A 17,312-nucleotide genomic window follows, 5' to 3' on the forward strand; every position below is an offset into this window, starting at 1 on the left:
CGGGCCGTTCTTCTTGACCAATTCGATGTCGGTGCCGCGCTCGCCCGACCCGTGGAGGAAGATCACCAACGGCCATCGCTGGTTGGCGTCGACGCCATAACCGCGCGGCAGGAACAGCTGATAAGGATAGCCACCGACGGGCGCGGGCTGGGCGGTTTGCACCCCCTCCGGCGGCAATGGTATCCGGGGTGCCTTGGTCGCGGCGACGCTCGCCAGCGCGGCTAATGCCATGATCCACTTCATCCCTTCACGCTCCCCGCCATCAGCCCGGCAATGTAGTAGCGCTGCAGCAACAGGAAGAGCAGCAACACGGGCAGCAGCGTCACCACGCTGCCCGCCATCATCAGCTCGACGTCCTGGACATGCTCGCGCGACAGGTTTGCGAGCGCGACCGGGAGGGTCTGCTTGCTACTGTCGTTGAGGATGATCAGCGGCCACAGGAAATCCGACCACGAGCCGAGGAAACTGAACGTCGCCAAGGTCGCGAGGATCGGTTTGAGCGTCGGCAGCACGATCGAGCGGAAGATACGCGCCTCGCTCGCGCCGTCGATCCGCGCCGCCTCGAGCATCTCGTCGGGTATCGACAGCGCATATTGGCGGACCAGGAAGATGCCGAATACCGAGGTGATCGACGGGATCAGCACCCCGGCGAAGCTGTCGACCACGCCGAGCATTTTGCAGATCAGGAACAGCGGGATCATCGCCACCTGCGCCGGGATGACGAGCGCGGTGAGCAGCAAACGGAAGATGCGGTCGCGCCCGGCAAAACGCAGCTTGGCGAAGGCGTAGCCCGCGGTGACGTTGAAGGTCAGTGACATGGCGGTTGCGAGCACCGCCAGCACCAAGCTGTTGGCGAGGTAACGCGCCATGTCGGTATCGGCGAATAGGCCGATGAAGTTGGCGAACGTCGGGTGCGCGGGCAGCAGCGGCGGCGGGAAGCTCGAGGCTTCGCCCGGCGCCATCAACGACACCGACACCATCCACGCCAGCGGCGCCAGCGCGAAAAGCGCGATCGCCCACAGGGCGGCATTGGTGAGAACGCGTCCGCGCTTCATCGCGTCCACCGTTCGGACACGCGCAATTGCAGTATCGTCAGCGCGAACAGGATCGCGAACAGCACGAACGCGACCGCGGAGGCGAACCCCAGGTTCCACCATTTGAAGCCTTGTTCGTACATGAAATAGAGGATGCTGACGGTGCTCTCGCTCGGCCCGCCCTGCGTCATCACATAGGGCTCGGCGAACAGCTGGAAATAGCCCGCCATGGTCAGGATCGACACCACCAGCAGCACCGGCGCGAGGCCCGGCAAGGTAACATGGCGGAGCCGCTGGAAGGCGCTCGCGCCGTCGATACGCGCGGCCTCGTGCAGTTCCTCGGGGATGGTCTGGAGACCGGCGAGGATGATGATCATGTTGTAGCCGAAATTCTTCCACACCGCGAACAGCACGATCGCCGGCATCGACCAATGCGGGTCGCCGAGCCAATCGATCGGCCCGACGCCTATCCCGCCGAGAACCCAATTGACCAACCCGTATTTGGTGTGGAGCAAATAGCGCCAGATCACCGCGACCGCGACGAGCGTGGTCACCACCGGCGCGAAATAGACGGTGCGCAGGAACCCCTTGAACCGCGCGAGCTTGCTGTCGAGCAGCAGGGCGGCGGCGAGCGACATCGCGATCGACAGCGGCACGCCGAGCACGACGAACCACGCAGTGTTGCCCAGCGCCGTCCAGAACAACGGCGTGCGCAGCAACTGGAGGTAATTGTCGAGACCGACGAAGCGGAGGTTGGAGATGTCGGCCAGTGCGTAGATGTCGAAATCGGTGAAGCTCAGCATCAGCGCCGCGATCACAGGCAGAAAGAAGAACAGCGCCAGCGCGGCGAGCGCCGGCGCGACGAACCCCCAGGCGGCGGCTTCGCGGTTCATCGCCGGCCTCGCGACAGCATCCAGCGGCGCTTGGCGAGGATTTCGTCGGCGCGCTTGTCGAGCGCGGCGGCGGCCTGGCCGGCATTGATCTGGCCGCGCGCGGCTTGTTCGCCGACGGCCTTGATCACGTCGCCGATCCGCTCCCATTCGGGCACCTTTGGCGTCGCGCGGACTCGGGTGAGCTGCTCGCCGAACGCGCGGGCATAGGGATCGTTGGCGAGCGCGGGGGTCGCCCACACGCTCCGGCGCGGCGGCAAGTCGCCGGTCAGTGCGTGAAACTTAACCTGGACGTCGGGCCGCGAAAAATACGCGACCAGTTTCCACGCCGCGTCCTTGTGCGTGGATGACTTGAACAGGACGAGGCTCGACCCGCCGGCATTGGACATACCCGGACCATCTGGCCCGGGCATCGGCGCGGTCATCCATTCGCTCTGGCGGTTCGCGGGCAAGCGGCGCTTGAACTCGCCGATCTGCCACGGGCCGGTGATGTAGAAGCTGAAGAAGCCGCGGTCGAACTCGTCCCAGACATTGGCGATCTCGGTATTTGCGACGACCGGTGCGAGGCGGTCGCGCCTCAGCCCGAGGTAGAAATCGAGCGCCCTGCGGAAACCGGGGCTGCGAAAATTGCCCTTCGCGCCATCGGTCACCATCGGGTCGCTCGATTGCAGCCCGAGGATTTCGAGCGGTTCGTATTCGTTGAGCGGAAGGAAAACGGCGTATTTACTCGGCCCGACCAATTGCTTGATCGCGACCATTTGTCGTCGCCACTCGCCCCAGTCGCGTGGTGGATGGTCGAAGCCGGCCTGCTTCAGGATATCGCGGCGGTAGAACAGCAATCGCGTGTCGACGTACCACGGCACGCCGTAGAGCGTCCCGTCGATCACGTTCGACTCCCAGATGCCGGGGAAATAGTCGGCTTTGGGCATAGCGGGAGTCGCGGCGACGCGCGCGTCGAGCGGCTCGAGCGCGCCCAACGCGGCGAATTCGGGCACCCAGCTGTTACCGAGCTGCGCCATGTCGGGCATCGCATCGCCGACGAACCCGGTCAGCAATTTCTCGTGCGCGGCGGTGAACGGGAGTTGCTGGACGCGCACCGTGACGCCGGGATTCTCGCGCTCGAATTGTGGGATGAGTTCGCCGATCACTTCGCCTTCGCGGCCCATCGCCCAGACGTCGAGCACGGTCTTGCCGGGCGCGGCGGTGCACGAGCCGAGGAGTAGGATCAGGAAGACCGCGAGCAGCCTCATCCCAACCATCCGCCGGTGAATCCGGCGCGCTGCAGACCGGCCCTGATCGCCGGTGATTTGCGCATGTAGTCCCAGACCAGCCCGCTGCGGTGGTTCTCGATCATCGCGACGATCGGGCCCTGGTCGAGGCCGAGATAGTCGCCGTCGACCCAGCCTGCCGTGGCGGTCACGCGCCCGTGCTGCACGGCGACGTCGCGCGCAGTGAAGCTGGGGTTGAACGAATCGACGAAGCCGTACTGGCCGTAGATCGCACCGCCATAGCGCGTATGGAGCGCACGCGTGGCCGGCTCGACGATCTCGGGCGCGAACGGCAGCGAGCCAACCGCCGCCGTCGGCGCGATCGTCCCGTCGTCGAGCCCGTCGGGCTGGCCGACCGGCCCGCGCGCGGCATAGCCGTAAAACTGCCGGCCGCCGATCGCGATGTCGGCCGGGCCGTCGCACGGGCACAGTCCCCAGATGTCTTTCGCATAGCCGGTCCACCCGCCGGGGTTGGCGATGGCATAGGCGCGCTGGGCATAGGTCGCGCGGCGGCTGTTCTCGAAATAGTCGAACCCCGCCGTGCGCATCGGCGCATCGCGCACCCCACGCAGGTCGACCCAGCATTGGGTATATTGGTGCGCCATGTGCGGCCCGAACGCGAGCCAGCGGTTCGCCCCGCTGCCGCGCCAGCTGTCGGGATAGGTCGAGCACCAGGCGTCGTACGCGTCGCGGCCCAGCGCGAGATCGGGCGCGCCGAGCGCGAGGATGTAGAGGATCTGGCCCTCGGTGTAGCCGAACCACGGGCGTTCGATGAACCCGCTCTCCGGGTGCCAGCCCATCGACACGCGCTTGTCGGCCTGCTGGAACCAGCGCCAGTCGCAGCGCGCGTAGATATTGTGCGCCAGGTCGCGGATCTCGGCTTCGTCGGGACGGTCGAAATATTCCGCGGCGAACAGCATCCCGGCGAGCAGCAGGCTGGTGTCGATCGACGACAATTCGCAGCGGCTGAAACGCGAGCCCGACTGCATGTCGAGGAAGTGGTAGAAGAAGCCCTTGTAGCCGCTTACGCCGGTCGCGCCCGGTCCCTGCGGCGCGTTCCAGAAAAAACGCAACGTCGCCAGCATGCGCTCGGCCGCCTGTTGCCGGGTGATCCAGCCATGCTCGACCCCGACCGGATAGGCGGTCAGCGCAAAGCCGGTCGCGGCGATGCTGGAGAAGCTGGGCGAGGGCCAGCGGTCGGGCATCAGGCCGTTAGCGGGGTTGGCGCGGTCCCAGAAGAAGGCGAAGCTGCGGCGCTGGACGTCGCCGATCAAATCGGCAGGGCGCGGCGCGGGCGCGGGGGTACGCACGAGCTTTTCAGCGCTGTCCTTCGAACACGCCCCCAGCGCTGCCGCGCCGAGCAGCAACTGGCGGCGATCAAGCATGGCGGCGGCTCGACGCGCGGACGACGAGGTGCGGAACCATCATTTCGGTCGACGGCGGCGCGTCGGGGTTTTCGGTCGCGGCGATCAGCCGCTCGACCGCGCGCTCGCCCAGTTCGGCGAGGTTGAGCGCCATCGTCGACAGCGCAGGCGTGACATATTGCGCGATCGGCACGCCGTCGAAGCCGATGATCGCGACGTCGGCCGGCGCGCGCATCCCGCCCTCGGCCAGCGTCGCCATGCACGCCACCGCCATCATGTCGTTGGCTGCGAACACCCCATCCACGTCGCGACACTCGGCCAGGATGCGGCGCGCGCCGGCGATCCCGGCTGCTTCGGTGAAATCGCCTTCGATCACCGTTCCCTTGCCGCCGGTCGCTTCCTCGAAACCCGCGCGGCGGGCGTCGGCATCGGCATTGCCGCGCGGCCCGGCGATGTGCGCGATCCGCCGACAGCCCTGATCGACCAGATGCGCGACCGCCTCGCGCGCGCCGGCAAGATTGTCGATCGCGATCGTCGGGTGCACCCCGTCGGCAGCGGCGTTCATCACGATCGTCGGCAGCCCCTTGGGTAAGCTGCGGCCGAGAAAGTCGACATCGACCTGGGGCGACATCACCAACAGACCGTCGACTCGCCCGCGCATCGCGCGGATCGCGGCTTCGGTATCCTCGGCGCTGCCGTGCATGTTGGTCAGCAGCAATTGCAGGCCGCGCTGGTGCGCGGCGTAATCGATCCCGCGGATGATCTCCGAAAAGAATTCGCCGAACAGATCGGGCAGCACCACACCGATCGTGTTCGACCTCCCGCGCGACAAACTGCGCGCGCCGAGATGCGGTACGTAATCGAGCGCGCGCGCCGCGGCGAGCACGCGGTCGCGCGTCGCCGGGGTCACGTTGCTGTGATTGTTGAGCGCGCGGCTGGCCGAGGCGACCGATACGGCGGCGCGGCGCGCGACATCGCGGATGGTGATGGTCGACATTATGCTTTCCCCTTCCGGATCGCGCGGCTGTCGGCGTCGAACATCAACAGTGCCTCGCGCGGCAATGACACAGTCAGCGTGTCGTCCGCCGGTCGCTCGGTTAGCGAGGCGACCAGTGGGTCGGCCAGCCCCTCGACCGCGAGATGGACGTGATGCGCCGATCCCAGAGATTCGATCATTCGCACCGCCCCGGTCAGCGCGTTGTCGCTACCGACGACGCGCAAATTCTCGGGCCGTATGCCCAGAGTCACGGCTGCGCCGGTCGGGAGCACGCCGGTATCGATCGCGGTTTCGATCACTTGCCCACCCGCCAGCCGCACAGTGCTGGGCCCGGCGACCACCGCAGGTAACAGGTTCATTGTCGGCGCGCCGATGAAGCCGGCGACGAACAAGGTGTCCGGCGCGCTGTACAATTGATCGGGCGTGCCGACCTGCTCGATCACCCCGCCGTTCAGCACGACGATACGGTCAGCCAGCGTCATCGCCTCGACCTGGTCGTGCGTCACATAGATCATCGTCGTGCCGAGCGCCGCATGCAGGCTGGCGAATTCGTAGCGCATGCGCACCCGCAACGCGGCGTCGAGGTTCGACAGCGGCTCGTCGAACAGGAACACCTTGGGCTCGCGCACGATCGCGCGGCCGATCGCGACGCGTTGGCGCTGCCCGCCCGACAATTCCTTGGGACGGCGATCGAGCAGATGCTCGATGTCGAGCGTCTTCGCGGCCGTGGCGACCGCCTCCGCCACGTCGGCCTTGGACCGCCCGGCCAGCTTGAGCGCAAACCCCATATTCTCGCGCACGCTCATGTGCGGGTAGAGCGCGTAGGACTGGAACACCATCGCGATTCCGCGGTCCGACGGCGGCACCTTATCGACCCGGCGGCCGTCGATTTCGATCGATCCGGCACTCAGCGCCTCTAGCCCCGCGATGCTACGCAACAAGGTCGACTTGCCACATCCCGACGGTCCGACGAACACGACGAATTCGCCGTCGTCAATGTCGAGGTCGATACCCTTCAACACCTCGACGGGCCCGAAGTTCTTGACCGCTTGGTTCAGGCGCACCGTCGCCATCTTCTCTCCCAGGCCAGCCGGTATGCGGTCTGTGCGCGCCAGCCTAACGATGATGTAACCGTTTACGCAAGCGTGCTCGCCACGTTAAGGTGGCGTATGGACGCCCGGCCGAGGCGCCACGGGAGGACAGGATGACCGACGCCGCGCCCCAACCGATCAAGACCGTCATCATCGTTGGCGGCGGCACGGCGGGATGGATGACCGCGGCGTTGCTGTCGCACGTTTTCCAGAGCTATCGCATCCGGCTGATCGAATCGGACGAGATCGGCATTATCGGGGTGGGAGAGGCAACCATCCCCGCGATCCGGGATTATAACACTCTGGCCGGAATCGATCAGGTCGAAATGATCCGCGCGACCCAGGCGACGTTCAAGCTCGGGATCGACTTTGTCGGCTGGCGCGACGGCACGGACCGCTATTTCCACGGCTTCGGCAAGATTGGACAGGACTTCATGTGGCTGCACACGCACCAATTATGGCTGCGTGCGCGGGCCGAGGGGGGCGGGGGCGCGGTCCGGCATTTCGATCATTATGCGCTCAATTGCCTGGCCGCGCGGCAGAACAGATTTACCTATCCCGACCCGCGCAACCCGCTCTCTCCGCTCGCCGGGATCGACTATGCCTATCAATTCGACGCGTCGCTGTTCGCGCGCTTTCTGCGCACGCGGTCCGAAGCGCAGGGGGTCGAGCGGATCGAGGGGCGGATCGTCGATGTCGCGCTCGACGGCGAGAGCGGACATGTCGCGCACGTCGTGATGGCCGACGGGCGAACGGTCGGGGGCGACCTGTTCGTCGACTGTTCGGGGATGCGCGCGCTGCTGATCGGCGAGGCGCTCGGCGTGGCCTACGAGGACTGGAACCAGTGGCTGCTCAACGATCGCGCGCTGGCGGTGCCGTGCGAGCGAGTCGAGCCGCTCACGCCCTACACCCGCGTGACGGCGCGCGATAATGGCTGGCAGTGGCGGATTCCGCTCCAGCACCGCACGGGCAACGGCCACGTCTATTCGAGCAATCATATTTCGGACGATGAAGCAGCCTCGGTGCTGCTCGCCGGCCTCGACGCCAGGCCGCTGGCCGATCCGCGTCCGGTGCGGTTCCGCCCGGGCAAACGCGCCAGGGCATGGGACAAGAACGTCGTCGCGATCGGCCTGTCGTCCGGATTTCTCGAGCCGCTCGAATCGACCAGCATCCATCTCATCCAGACGGGTATCATCAAACTGCTGGGGCTGTTCCCGCACCGCGGTTTCGCCGCCGCCGATATCGCCGAATACAACCGCCAGCACGATTTCGAATTCACCGACGTGCGCGATTTCATCGTCGCCCACTACAAAGTGACCGAGCGCGAGGACACGCCGTATTGGCGATATCTCAGGAACATGCCGATCCCCGACAGCCTGGCCGAGCGGCTCGACCTGTTCGCGTCATCGGGCCGCTTTTACAAGCGGGCGGCGGCGGAACTGTTCCGCGTGGAAAGCTGGGTACAGGTTTTGCTGGGGCAGGGGTTCGCGATGGGATACGATCCCAATGCGGCGCTGATGCCGGCCGACGTGCGGACGCCGTTCCTGGCCGATATTGAGGAAGTGATCGCCGATGTCGCGGCGCGCATGCCCGACCACGCCGCCTTCATCGATCAGCATTGCAAGGCGCCGCCGATCGCCGCCTGATGCGCGTCGGCGGGCGGGGGAAGGGGCAGGCCGACGTGGCCCGCCCTCTTACACCTAGAACTTGTACCGGGCGCCGATCTTGAAGTTGCGTCCCTGGCTCGCCACGCTGCCCGTATCCGGCGCGAGCGTCGGGCCGGGGCCACCGATGGCCTGGAAACCGCCACCCCACATCGAATAGTTGCGGTTGACGAAGTCGAAGGCGTTGAGCGCCTGGAAATAGACTGTCAGTTCCTGGTTCTTGGCGAACGGCATCTTGAACGTCTTCGTAATGTTGAAATCGACGTTCTTGTAACCGATGCCCTTGGGCCGATAGATGCCGAAATTGGTCGTATAGCATCCGCCGCCGCCGGGCGCGGTGGCGGGCACGTTGCACACCACGCCGCCGTAAGACGGCCCGGAGCCCAGCGTCACGAACGTCGTGGCGCGGATGTCGAACGGCAGCTTGACGGTGCCGGTCGCCACGAAGCGCCAGCGCTCGAGCCCATTCGAATTGCCCCAGCCTTGCTGGCCGATCGTCGGCGCGTCGAAGTTGAACGGATCGCCGATCGATCCGGTGTTGCGCGTGTCGTTCGACCGCGCGCTCGACAAGGTCAGCGTCGTGCTGAACCCCCAGCCCGACGCATCGGTATAGGGCTTGTCGGCCTGAAGGTACAAAGCGGCATAGCTCGCCTTGCCGTCGCTGTTGCCGATGAAGATGCTGCCGAACCCCGGCAGCGGCGCGTTGAAGATGGCCGAGCCGCCGTAGAAGATGCCGTCCGAATAAGGCACGCCGTTATAGACGTAGATCGGATTGCCGCCCGGGCTGTAGGTTCCGTTGGGGAGCCGGTTGCCGACGACTTCCTGATAGATGTTGTGCGACCGGATATAGGAAAACGTGATCGATGTGTTGACGCGCCCGAACCGCTTTTTGACCGAGGCGTCGAATTCGTCCGAGAAGGGCACTTTGGTATTGTTGTTGAGCAAGTGCACTTCGCCGCCCTGCATCGCGGCCAGCGCGCGCAGCTGCTCGGGGTTCGTCGGGATCACCGCGACGCAACCTGTGCTCGGGATGGTGCAGTTCGGCGGCGTGTTGATGGTGGCCACCGATTCGTACATGTCCTTGATCGTCTCGATCGCGGAATCGATGAACAGCGAGCGGTTATAGTAACGCCCCCCCCCGACCGTGAACACGAGATCGCGGTCGCCCTTGACGTCATAGGAAATGCCCAGCCGCGGCTGGAACGCACCGTAGAAGCCCTTGCGATTGTTCCCGGTCGAAATGTAGTCGTCCGGGTTGATGCCGGCCGCCGCCCAGCCGGGATACGCGCGCAACGCCGTCGCGATCGCGGCGGGCGTGACGAACTGCTCGTTGCGCGAATTTGATTCGTAATCCCAGCGCAGTCCGGCGCTGACCTGCCAATGGTCGTCCGGCTTCCAGTCGTCCTGGATGAACAGGCCGATCTCGGTGTTCTTGGCCGTGACCGGTTTGACCACGGCGCTGTTGATCGAGCCCGCATACGGTATCGAGGTGGCGCCGCCGATCCCGGTGAACGTGTTGGCGTCGAAGAAATAGGTGCCGCTGCCGTTGTTGTTCTCAAGCCGCTGCAACTTGGTGAAATTGACCTTGAAGCCGGTCTTGACGGTGTGCTGGCCGCCAAAGAACGTCAGATTGTCCTTGATCAGCGTCTGATACTGATGATCGTCCTGCGCGAAATTGGTGCCGCCGAGGATCAGCACGCGGGAATTGCCGGTATTCGGCACGTTCGGCGTCGGGCACGTCACCGCGTTGAAGACGGTGCAGCCGCCATAGGTCACGACATAGGACGGACCCGCCACGTTGGGGACCGATCCGTTCGCCGCGGCATCGCGCGCCAGCGTGAATTCGTTGAGCCAATTGTCGCCGCGATGGTTCCAGGAGAGCTGATAGCGCCATTCGTTGTTACGGTTGTTGGTCGATGCGTCGGTCGTCGTCACGCCGCCGTTGATCTGCAGATTGCGCTCGTTGCGGATGAACGCGCTGACGTTGATCGTGTCGCGCAGTGTCGCGAAGAACGTCAGCTTGCCGAAATACAGCTTCTCGTTGAACGTCGCCGGAAAGCTGCCGTTATATTGCGATCGGGCGGTTGCTGCGTAGGCCGCCGCGGGGGCGGGAAGCGCGCCCAGATTGCCCGCATAGACGTTGATATCGCTCGACGCGAAGGTCTTCTTGGTGCCTTCGAAATCGAGGAAGAAGGTCAGCTTGTCCTTGATGATCGGGCCGCTCAGATTGCCGCCGTAATATTTCGCGTCGAAATTGGGCTTGACCGCATACGGGGCGGTGGCGTTGTTCACCTTGCCCGGGCGATCGAAATAGTTGCGGCTGATGAAGGCCTTGGGTTGCCATTCGCCGAAGAGTTCGCCGCTGAAAGTGTTGCCGCCGGTCTTGGTGATCGACGATATCACCGCCGAACCGGCTTGCTCATACTCGGCCTTGAAATTCTGCGTCTGGACATCGAACTGATCGACCGCAGAAGCCGGGAACGGGTTCCCCGACGAATAATTCTGCCCCAGCGTACCGCCGTGGTTGACCAGATTCTTGATGCTGATGCCGTCGATGAAGGTATTGGTATTGTCCGAATTGATGCCGCCGGCCTGCACCTGGCGGGCGCGGCCGCCGAGCGTCGGCGGGGAGACGGTGACCCCTGGCGCCAGCGCGGCGAAATTCAGGAAGTTGCGGTCGCCGTTCGGCAAGTTTTCGAGCTGGAACCGCGAGATGTTGGTGCTGACCGTCGGCGTCCGCACATCGCGGGCGCGCGACGACGTGATGACAATGTCCTTGGTGGTATCCGCCGCGGCGACCAGATCGGCGGTCACGACCTGACCCAGCGGCACGACGACGGTGACGGACTTGTCACCCGAAGCGACGCGATAGGTGCTCGGACGCGCTCCGACGAGGATGTAATCGCCGTTGGCATCGGCCTTGACCGTGTCCTGATGGCCGGTGGTCGTATCCGTCAGGACGACGGTGGTGCCGTCGGTGGCGCCGTCGACATGGCCTTGAATGGTCGATGTGGTCTGCGCGGCGGCCGGCGCAGCGATCATCACCGCGCCTCCGGTCAGGATGGTCGTCGCCAGCGCCGCCCGCAGGCTCGCTTTCATCACCTTGTTCATCATGACTTCCCTTTGCGCACGGCATTTTTCGCCGCTGGTCGTTGAATGGAGTTGAAACCCGGGCGCAGTGAGCGCTCGTGCCGGTGGCCCGTTAAGCAGAATGGAAGAGCTGTGATGGCGGCGGTAGTCACGCCTGTTCGATCCTCTCTGCGTCCGGCGGCAATGCCGGAATGGTCGGCGTCCAGCCTCTTTCGGGCTGCGTAACCGGTTCCATGGCTTGCACAGTAATCGGTTTCATGCGCATTCGCCAAGCAGAAAAAGCGAGGGGCGGTGTTGCGCCAATGTCGCACTATGCTTCGGCGCGACGGTGTTGGCTGGTCGCGCCGGAATGTTTGCCAGGAGAGTGCTGCCGTGATTTCCTCCCCATCCCGCCGCGACCTGCTGAAGGGTGCCTCCGCGGTCGCGTTCGTTTCCGCTGCCCTCCCGGCTATGGCCAAGGCAGCACCCGCGAGCGATCCGTTCATCGAACGGTTGATCCGGACGATGAGCGTCCAGCAAAAGGCCGGACAGTTGTCGATCTATTCGGACCCCGCGCGCACCGACGGTCCGGGAGTCAATCCGGGGCTGGTCGCGCAGAGCATGGACCAGCTGAAGGCACGGATCGCGCGCGGCGAGATGGTCGGGCTGTTCAACGGCATCGGCACGGTGGCGGGGCGCGAGCTGCAAAAGGTCTCGGTCGAGCAGTCGCCGCACAAAATCCCGCTGATCTTCGCCGGCGACGTGATTCATGGGATGAAGACGACGTTTCCGGTGCCCCTCGGCGAGGCGGCCAGCTTCGATCCGGGCCTCGCCGAGCGCACCGCGCGCGCCGCGGCGGTCGAGGCGACGGCGAAGGGCATCATGTGGACCTTCGCGCCGATGGTCGACGTTGCGCGTGACCAGCGCTGGGGGCGTGTGGTCGAGGGGTCGGGCGAGGACCCGTGGCTCGGCGTCCAGTTTGCGAAGGCGCGTGTGCAGGGATTTCAGGGCGCGAGCCTGAAAGATGAAACCTCGATGCTCGCCTGTCCCAAGCATTTCGCGGCGTACGGCGCGGTGCAGGGCGGAATGGAATATAACACCGCCGACATTCCCGACACGACGCTGCGCGAAGTGCATTTGCCGGGGTTCAAGGCGGCGTTCGATGCGGGCGCGCTCAGCACGATGTCGAGCTTCAACGACATTGCCGGGGTGCCTTCGACCGGCAGCCATTACCTCCTCACCGATATCCTGCGCGGCGAGTGGGGGTTCAAGGGGCTGGTGGTCAGCGATTACACGTCGGAGGAGGAATTGATCCTTCACGGCTACGCCGCCGACGGCCCCGATGCGGTGGTCAAGGCGCTGACCGCGGGGTGCGACATGTCGATGCAATCGGGGCTGTACTGGAAGCATTTGCCCGATCTAGTGAAGGCGGGCCGCGTGCCGATGGCGGTGGTGGATACCGCGGTACGGCGGGTGCTGTCGGTCAAGAAGGCGCTCGGGCTGTTCGACAACCCCTACCGGTCGCTCGACCCGGCGCGCGAGCAGCGCGACGTGCGGCGGCCGGACGCGATCGCACTGGCGCGCGAAGCGGGACGCAAATCGGTGGTGCTGCTCAAGAATGACGGCGATCTGCTGCCGCTGGCGAAGCGCGGCAAGATCGCGCTGATCGGCCCGGCCGTGTCGCAGAAAGGCGATTATCCGGGTCCCTGGGCGAGCTTTCCCGACATCGACAGCTGCGTGACGGTCGAGGAGGGTTTCCGCGCCGCGCTTGGCGACAAGGCGAAGCTGAGCGTCACGCGGGGGTCGGATTACGAAGCGCTGATCGACGGGGAGATCGACAAGGCGGTGCGGCTGGCGAAGGATGCCGACGTCGTCGTGCTGATGCTCGGCGAAAGCGCGAGCATGTCGGGCGAAGCGCAGGCGCGCGTCGATATCGGCATACCGGCGCCGCAAATGGCGCTGGCCGGGGCGGTGGCGGCGACCGGCAAGCCGATCGTCATACTGCTGCGCCACGGCCGCGCGCTGGCGCTGGCCGACGCGGTTCTCGAGGCGCCGGCGATCATGGCGACGTGGTTCCTCGGCTCCGAAACCGGCAACAGCATCGCCGACCTGGTGTTCGGCGACTACGCGCCGCAGGGCCGCCTGCCGGTCAGCTTCCCGCAAGCGTCGGGGCAGGAGCCGTTCTACTACAACCACCGCCGCACCGGCCGGCCGCAACTCACCGACGACAGGAACTACAAGGCGCGCTACCGCGAAGTGACCGACGAGCCGCTCTATCCGTTCGGCCACGGCCTGACCTATTCGAGTGCAACCTATTCGCCAACCGGGGTCAGCGCCGCGACGATGCCGTGGGACGGGTCGGTTACCGTCTCCGCGACGATCGCCAACACCGGCAAACGGCGATCCCATGAGGTCGCGCAACTCTATATCAACGACAAGGTCGCCAGCCTGACCCAACCGATCCGCGCGTTGAAAGGGATCAGGCACATCGACCTCGATCCCGGCCAGGCCGCGACGGTCAGCTTCACCCTGACGCGCGCCGATCTCGGCTTCGTCCACCCCGACCGCAAGAGTTACGCCGAACCTGGCGCGTTCGACGTGTGGATCGCGCCGTCGGCGACCGGCGGGGTACCGGCTCGATTCATTTTAAGTCCCGGTCGCTGATATTTGTCCAACTATCTGACGGATCAATTTTTTAGTTGCTGCATCGGCAACGGCAAGGTCGATCTGCCGCAACTATAGTGCCGCCGCATGCGAACTGGATCGCGAATTGGGCGCGGCCGGCGACGATTTGTGATTAACGGGTCTTTGACCACGACGAAATGAGTGATAGCCTCCGCGACGAACGTGTCCTCAGAGGCACGAGTCTTTCAGGGCCGGGAGGCATTCGCGACGCGATATCTTCCCGCTCGAGATGTTTAATCCGTCCGCTGGCCCGATGAGGGGTCGTCCAGCGGACGTCAATGGAGAGCGGAAATGAAGAGATTGTTTGTAACATTGATGGCGGCGATGGTCGCCATGTTCGTGGCCAGTCCGGCGATGGCGCAGGCCACCCGGACCTGGGTGTCGGGTGTCGGCGACGACGCGAATCCGTGCTCGCGCACCGCGCCGTGCAAGACATTCGCGGGCGCGATTTCGAAGACCGCGTCGCCTGGTGAGATCGATTGCCTCGATCCGGGCGGGTTCGGCACGTTGACCATTACCAAGTCGATCACGATCGACTGCACCGGCACGTTCGGCAGCGTGTTGGCGTCCGGCACCATCGGCTTCAACATCAACGATTCCACATCGGCAACCCCCGGCACCGCCAGGGTCGTGCTCAAGGGTCTAAGCATCAACGGCGCGGGTACGACGTTGGGTACCACCGGCGTACGGGTCGTATCGGCACGCGATGTCGTCATCGTCAACTCGATCATCCAAAACTTCTCGAACGCGGGGATCGAGGTCAACGGAACCACCCAGATTTCGGTGACGGTCGACGGAAGCTCGATCGTCAACGCCACCCGGGGCGTCAACGTGATTTCGACCGGCGGAAACGGTGCCGCCCGCGTCTACAACACGCTCATCACTGGCGGATCGACGTCGGGCATCACGGTATCGGGTGCCGGCAACAAGGCGGAGATTTCCGGCAACACGATCATTCGCACGCCGAAGTCGCTGGACATCCAGGCGGGCGGGACGATCAGTTCGTACAACGACAACGTGTTGTCGCCCGGCGGCGACGCGCCGACGATCATTCCCAGAGGCTGATCGACTTTCGGCGGATTTCTCGCGGGAACTCTACGACCAAGACGAAGAACCGCTCCCTGTCACGTGGCAGGGGGCGGTTTTTCTTTTCGAACCATATGATTTCCCGCGATTTTCGACGCTCACGACAATCACGATGAATGTATCGTTGACCATGGCGGGATGACTGCTAGCCTTCGTCAATCCAGTCGCCCGTAGAAGGCGAGTCTTTATTGAGGCCGGGGGTTTTCGCGCGACGATTTCTTCCTGTTTAAACCGTCCGTTGGCCCAATTGCAGGGTCGCCCAACGGCGCTGTATCGGAGAATGGCAGATGAGGAATTTGTTAGTCAGGATGATCGCGGTCGCGATCGCCGCATTTAGCGTTTATGCCACCCCGGCGATGGCGCAGGCCTCCCGGACCTGGATTTCGGGCGTGGGCGACGACGTCAATCCGTGTTCGCGCACCGCGCCGTGCAAGACCTTTGCCGGGGCTATTTCGAAGACTGCCGCGGGCGGCGAGATCAACGTGCTCGACCCCGGCGGGTTCGGCGGCGTGGTGATCACCAAGCCGATCACGCTCAAGTCGGATGGCGACCTTGGCAGCATTCTCGTGTCGGGTCAGTCCGGAATCACCGTCAACATCAGTTCGGCGACCTATCCGAACGCCAGAGTCGTTATCCAAGGGCTGGAGTTCGAAGGGCTCAATCAGACGGTCGGTCCGGGGATCAACGGCATAAACGTGATCGCCGCGCGTGACGTCATTGTCCTGAATGTATCGATCCGCGGATTCCCGACCGGCGTCTGCATCTGCGGTGCCGAAAAGGCGCGCGTTACCATCGACAATTCGAGCCTTGTCAGTAACGGGATCGGCGTCCTGATCAACAATTCGACTGGTCAGGGCAGCGCGAAGGTTTCGCGGAGCCTGTTCGCTTCCAATCAGACGTCGAGCATCCAGGTGTCGGGTGCCGGCAATACCGTCTCGATTAGCGCGAACCAGATGTACGGCTCGCCGAAGGGCCTCGACCTACAATCGGGCGGCGTGGCGACGACGTTCGGGAACAATTCGATCGGGACATCGGCCAGCGACGCGGCCGCGCCCGTCCCGCAGAGCTGAGTTCCGGCGCTAAGATTCCGATCGGCGGCTGCGCCGCCGACGGTCGCTATGCCTAAGCCGCCCCGCCAATTGGCGGGGCGGCTTTCGTCGTTAAGCGGTATTTGACCATAGCGAATTGACTGATAGCCTCCGCTCAAGGTGCCCTGAGAGGCGCGAGTCGAAACGGCGTGGGGCTTTCGCAAGCGATATCCTCCCGTTGCAATATTCACAGCGTCCGCGGGCGGAGGGGTCGTCCGTTGGAGCGCGAAGGGGAGAGCGACGATGAAGACGATGGTGATGAAGGTGCTGGCTGGGGCGGTCGCTCTGCTCGCGGCCAGCCCGGCAATGGCGCAGGCGACGCGGACCTGGGTGTCGGGGGTCGGCGACGACGTCAATCCGTGCTCGCGCACCGCGCCGTGCAAGACTTTTGCGGGTGCCATTTCGAAGACCGCGGCGGGCGGTGAGATCAATGCGCTCGATCCCGGACCTTATGGTGCTGTATCGATTACCAAGTCGATCACGCTGCGCGGAGACGGCGAAGAGACTGGCGTGCTCGCGACGCTCGGCACGAACGGAATCATCATCAACGCCGCGGCGACCGACAAGGTTATCATCGACGGGCTCGATCTCGAAGGTGCTGGCACAGGGCTCAACGGCATCAGGATCCTGTCGGCGCGCGACGTATTGATCGTCAATACCGCCATTCGCGATTTCGCCGCGGCTGGCGGCAGCTGCGTATCGATCAATTCGGGCGCCCAGATCCGCGTTGTTGTGCGCGCATCGGTACTGTTCAACTGCGAAACCGGCGTGTCGGTCGCAAGCACCGGCGGCGTGACAGCGAAAGCCAAAGTCTACAACTCGCTGATCCATGTCGCGGCGGTGGCCGGGATCACCGTCACGGGTGCGGGTAATTCGGCCGACATCAAGAACACCGAGATCGTGGGGACCCCGAAGTCGCTCAATCTGGTGAGCGGCGGTGTGGTCAATTCCTATGGCGACAACGTGCTCAATGGCACTGCGACGGATGCGCCCACGCCGATTGCCAAGCAGTAAGCGCTGGCGCCGGCCCAGTCGGCATTAATGCAGAACCGCTCCCGCCCGCCGCGGGGGCGGTT

Annotated in this window: 13 protein-coding genes; 5 read left to right on the forward strand and 8 right to left on the reverse strand. The window is 64.6% G+C overall.

Going from position 1 to position 17,312, the window contains the following annotated elements; all coding sequences use genetic code 11:
- The 7 genes from JWM94_RS11395 to JWM94_RS11425 form a co-directional block, all read right to left on the reverse strand.
- Positions 1–231: hypothetical protein (locus tag JWM94_RS11395; protein WP_299426710.1), on the reverse strand; the 231-nt coding region annotated here is incomplete at its 3' end.
- An 8-nt stretch (positions 232–239) separates the two neighbouring features.
- Positions 240–1,055, reverse strand: coding sequence for a carbohydrate ABC transporter permease (locus tag JWM94_RS11400; RefSeq protein ID WP_299426713.1), 816 nt, complete (start codon positions 1,053–1,055; stop codon positions 240–242).
- The gene (locus JWM94_RS11405; RefSeq protein WP_299426716.1) at positions 1,052–1,927 is read right to left on the reverse strand and encodes a carbohydrate ABC transporter permease; all 876 of its coding nucleotides are present in this window, start codon (positions 1,925–1,927) and stop codon (positions 1,052–1,054) included. The genes JWM94_RS11400 and JWM94_RS11405 overlap by 4 nt, the downstream gene beginning before the upstream one ends.
- Positions 1,924–3,174, reverse strand: a complete 1,251-nt coding sequence (locus JWM94_RS11410; RefSeq protein ID WP_299426719.1) for a sugar ABC transporter substrate-binding protein — start codon at positions 3,172–3,174, stop codon at positions 1,924–1,926. The genes JWM94_RS11405 and JWM94_RS11410 overlap by 4 nt, the downstream gene beginning before the upstream one ends.
- Entirely contained in the window at positions 3,171–4,577 is a 1,407-nt protein-coding gene (locus tag JWM94_RS11415; protein WP_299426722.1) for a glucoamylase family protein, read from the reverse strand. Before JWM94_RS11415 ends, JWM94_RS11410 begins: the two co-directional genes overlap by 4 nt.
- Complete coding sequence (locus JWM94_RS11420) at positions 4,570–5,553, reverse strand: LacI family DNA-binding transcriptional regulator (RefSeq protein WP_299426725.1); 984 nt, start codon at positions 5,551–5,553, stop codon at positions 4,570–4,572. Before JWM94_RS11420 ends, JWM94_RS11415 begins: the two co-directional genes overlap by 8 nt.
- The gene (locus JWM94_RS11425) at positions 5,553–6,626 is read right to left on the reverse strand and encodes an ABC transporter ATP-binding protein (protein WP_299426727.1); all 1,074 of its coding nucleotides are present in this window, start codon (positions 6,624–6,626) and stop codon (positions 5,553–5,555) included. The genes JWM94_RS11420 and JWM94_RS11425 overlap by 1 nt, the downstream gene beginning before the upstream one ends.
- A gap of 131 nt (positions 6,627–6,757) precedes the next feature.
- Between JWM94_RS11425 and JWM94_RS11430 the strand changes: the two genes are divergently transcribed.
- A complete protein-coding gene (locus JWM94_RS11430; RefSeq protein WP_299426730.1) occupies positions 6,758–8,290 on the forward strand; it encodes a tryptophan halogenase family protein in 1,533 nt (510 codons plus the stop codon).
- 54 nt (positions 8,291–8,344) lie between these two features.
- Here JWM94_RS11430 and JWM94_RS11435 read toward each other — a convergent pair whose 3' ends face one another.
- Positions 8,345–11,422 carry a TonB-dependent receptor gene (locus JWM94_RS11435; RefSeq protein ID WP_299426733.1) on the reverse strand — a complete coding sequence of 1,026 codons (3,078 nt, stop codon included), beginning with the start codon at positions 11,420–11,422 and terminating at the stop codon, positions 8,345–8,347.
- A gap of 348 nt (positions 11,423–11,770) precedes the next feature.
- Here JWM94_RS11435 and bglX point away from each other — a divergent pair, with 348 nt between their 5' ends.
- The 4 genes from bglX to JWM94_RS11455 all read left to right on the forward strand — a co-directional run bounded on the left by bglX (position 11,771) and on the right by JWM94_RS11455 (position 17,250).
- Positions 11,771–14,041: a beta-glucosidase BglX gene (gene bglX / locus JWM94_RS11440; RefSeq protein ID WP_299426736.1), complete on the forward strand. Its 2,271-nt coding sequence runs from the start codon at positions 11,771–11,773 to the stop codon at positions 14,039–14,041.
- Positions 14,042–14,353: 312 nt separating this feature from the next.
- Positions 14,354–15,127 carry a hypothetical protein gene (locus JWM94_RS11445; protein WP_299426739.1) on the forward strand — a complete coding sequence of 258 codons (774 nt, stop codon included), beginning with the start codon at positions 14,354–14,356 and terminating at the stop codon, positions 15,125–15,127.
- A gap of 308 nt (positions 15,128–15,435) precedes the next feature.
- On the forward strand, positions 15,436–16,218 hold the full coding sequence (locus tag JWM94_RS11450; RefSeq protein ID WP_299426742.1) for a hypothetical protein: 783 nt from the start codon (positions 15,436–15,438) through the stop codon (positions 16,216–16,218).
- 261 nt (positions 16,219–16,479) lie between these two features.
- Positions 16,480–17,250, forward strand: coding sequence for a hypothetical protein (locus JWM94_RS11455; protein WP_299426745.1), 771 nt, complete (start codon positions 16,480–16,482; stop codon positions 17,248–17,250).
- The last annotated feature ends 62 nt before the right edge of the window (positions 17,251–17,312 follow it).

This window comes from Sphingomonas bacterium, from assembly GCF_028289855.1.
Lineage (GTDB): Bacteria > Pseudomonadota > Alphaproteobacteria > Sphingomonadales > Sphingomonadaceae > Sphingomonas.

Excerpts from the sequence above, each read along its gene's own strand:
- JWM94_RS11430 (WP_299426730.1), top strand. The coding sequence starts at position 6,758 with ATGACCGACGCCGCGCCCCAACCGATCAAGACCGTCATCATCGTTGGC.
- JWM94_RS11400 (WP_299426713.1), bottom strand. The coding sequence starts at position 1,055 with ATGAAGCGCGGACGCGTTCTCACCAATGCCGCCCTGTGGGCGATCGCG.
- JWM94_RS11415 (WP_299426722.1), bottom strand. The coding sequence starts at position 4,577 with ATGCTTGATCGCCGCCAGTTGCTGCTCGGCGCGGCAGCGCTGGGGGCG.
- JWM94_RS11405 (WP_299426716.1), bottom strand. The coding sequence starts at position 1,927 with ATGAACCGCGAAGCCGCCGCCTGGGGGTTCGTCGCGCCGGCGCTCGCC.
- JWM94_RS11420 (WP_299426725.1), bottom strand. The coding sequence starts at position 5,553 with ATGTCGACCATCACCATCCGCGATGTCGCGCGCCGCGCCGCCGTATCG.
- JWM94_RS11450 (WP_299426742.1), top strand. The coding sequence starts at position 15,436 with ATGAGGAATTTGTTAGTCAGGATGATCGCGGTCGCGATCGCCGCATTT.
- JWM94_RS11425 (WP_299426727.1), bottom strand. The coding sequence starts at position 6,626 with ATGGCGACGGTGCGCCTGAACCAAGCGGTCAAGAACTTCGGGCCCGTC.
- JWM94_RS11410 (WP_299426719.1), bottom strand. The coding sequence starts at position 3,174 with ATGAGGCTGCTCGCGGTCTTCCTGATCCTACTCCTCGGCTCGTGCACC.
- JWM94_RS11455 (WP_299426745.1), top strand. The coding sequence starts at position 16,480 with ATGAAGACGATGGTGATGAAGGTGCTGGCTGGGGCGGTCGCTCTGCTC.
- JWM94_RS11445 (WP_299426739.1), top strand. The coding sequence starts at position 14,354 with ATGAAGAGATTGTTTGTAACATTGATGGCGGCGATGGTCGCCATGTTC.
- JWM94_RS11435 (WP_299426733.1), bottom strand. The coding sequence starts at position 11,422 with ATGATGAACAAGGTGATGAAAGCGAGCCTGCGGGCGGCGCTGGCGACG.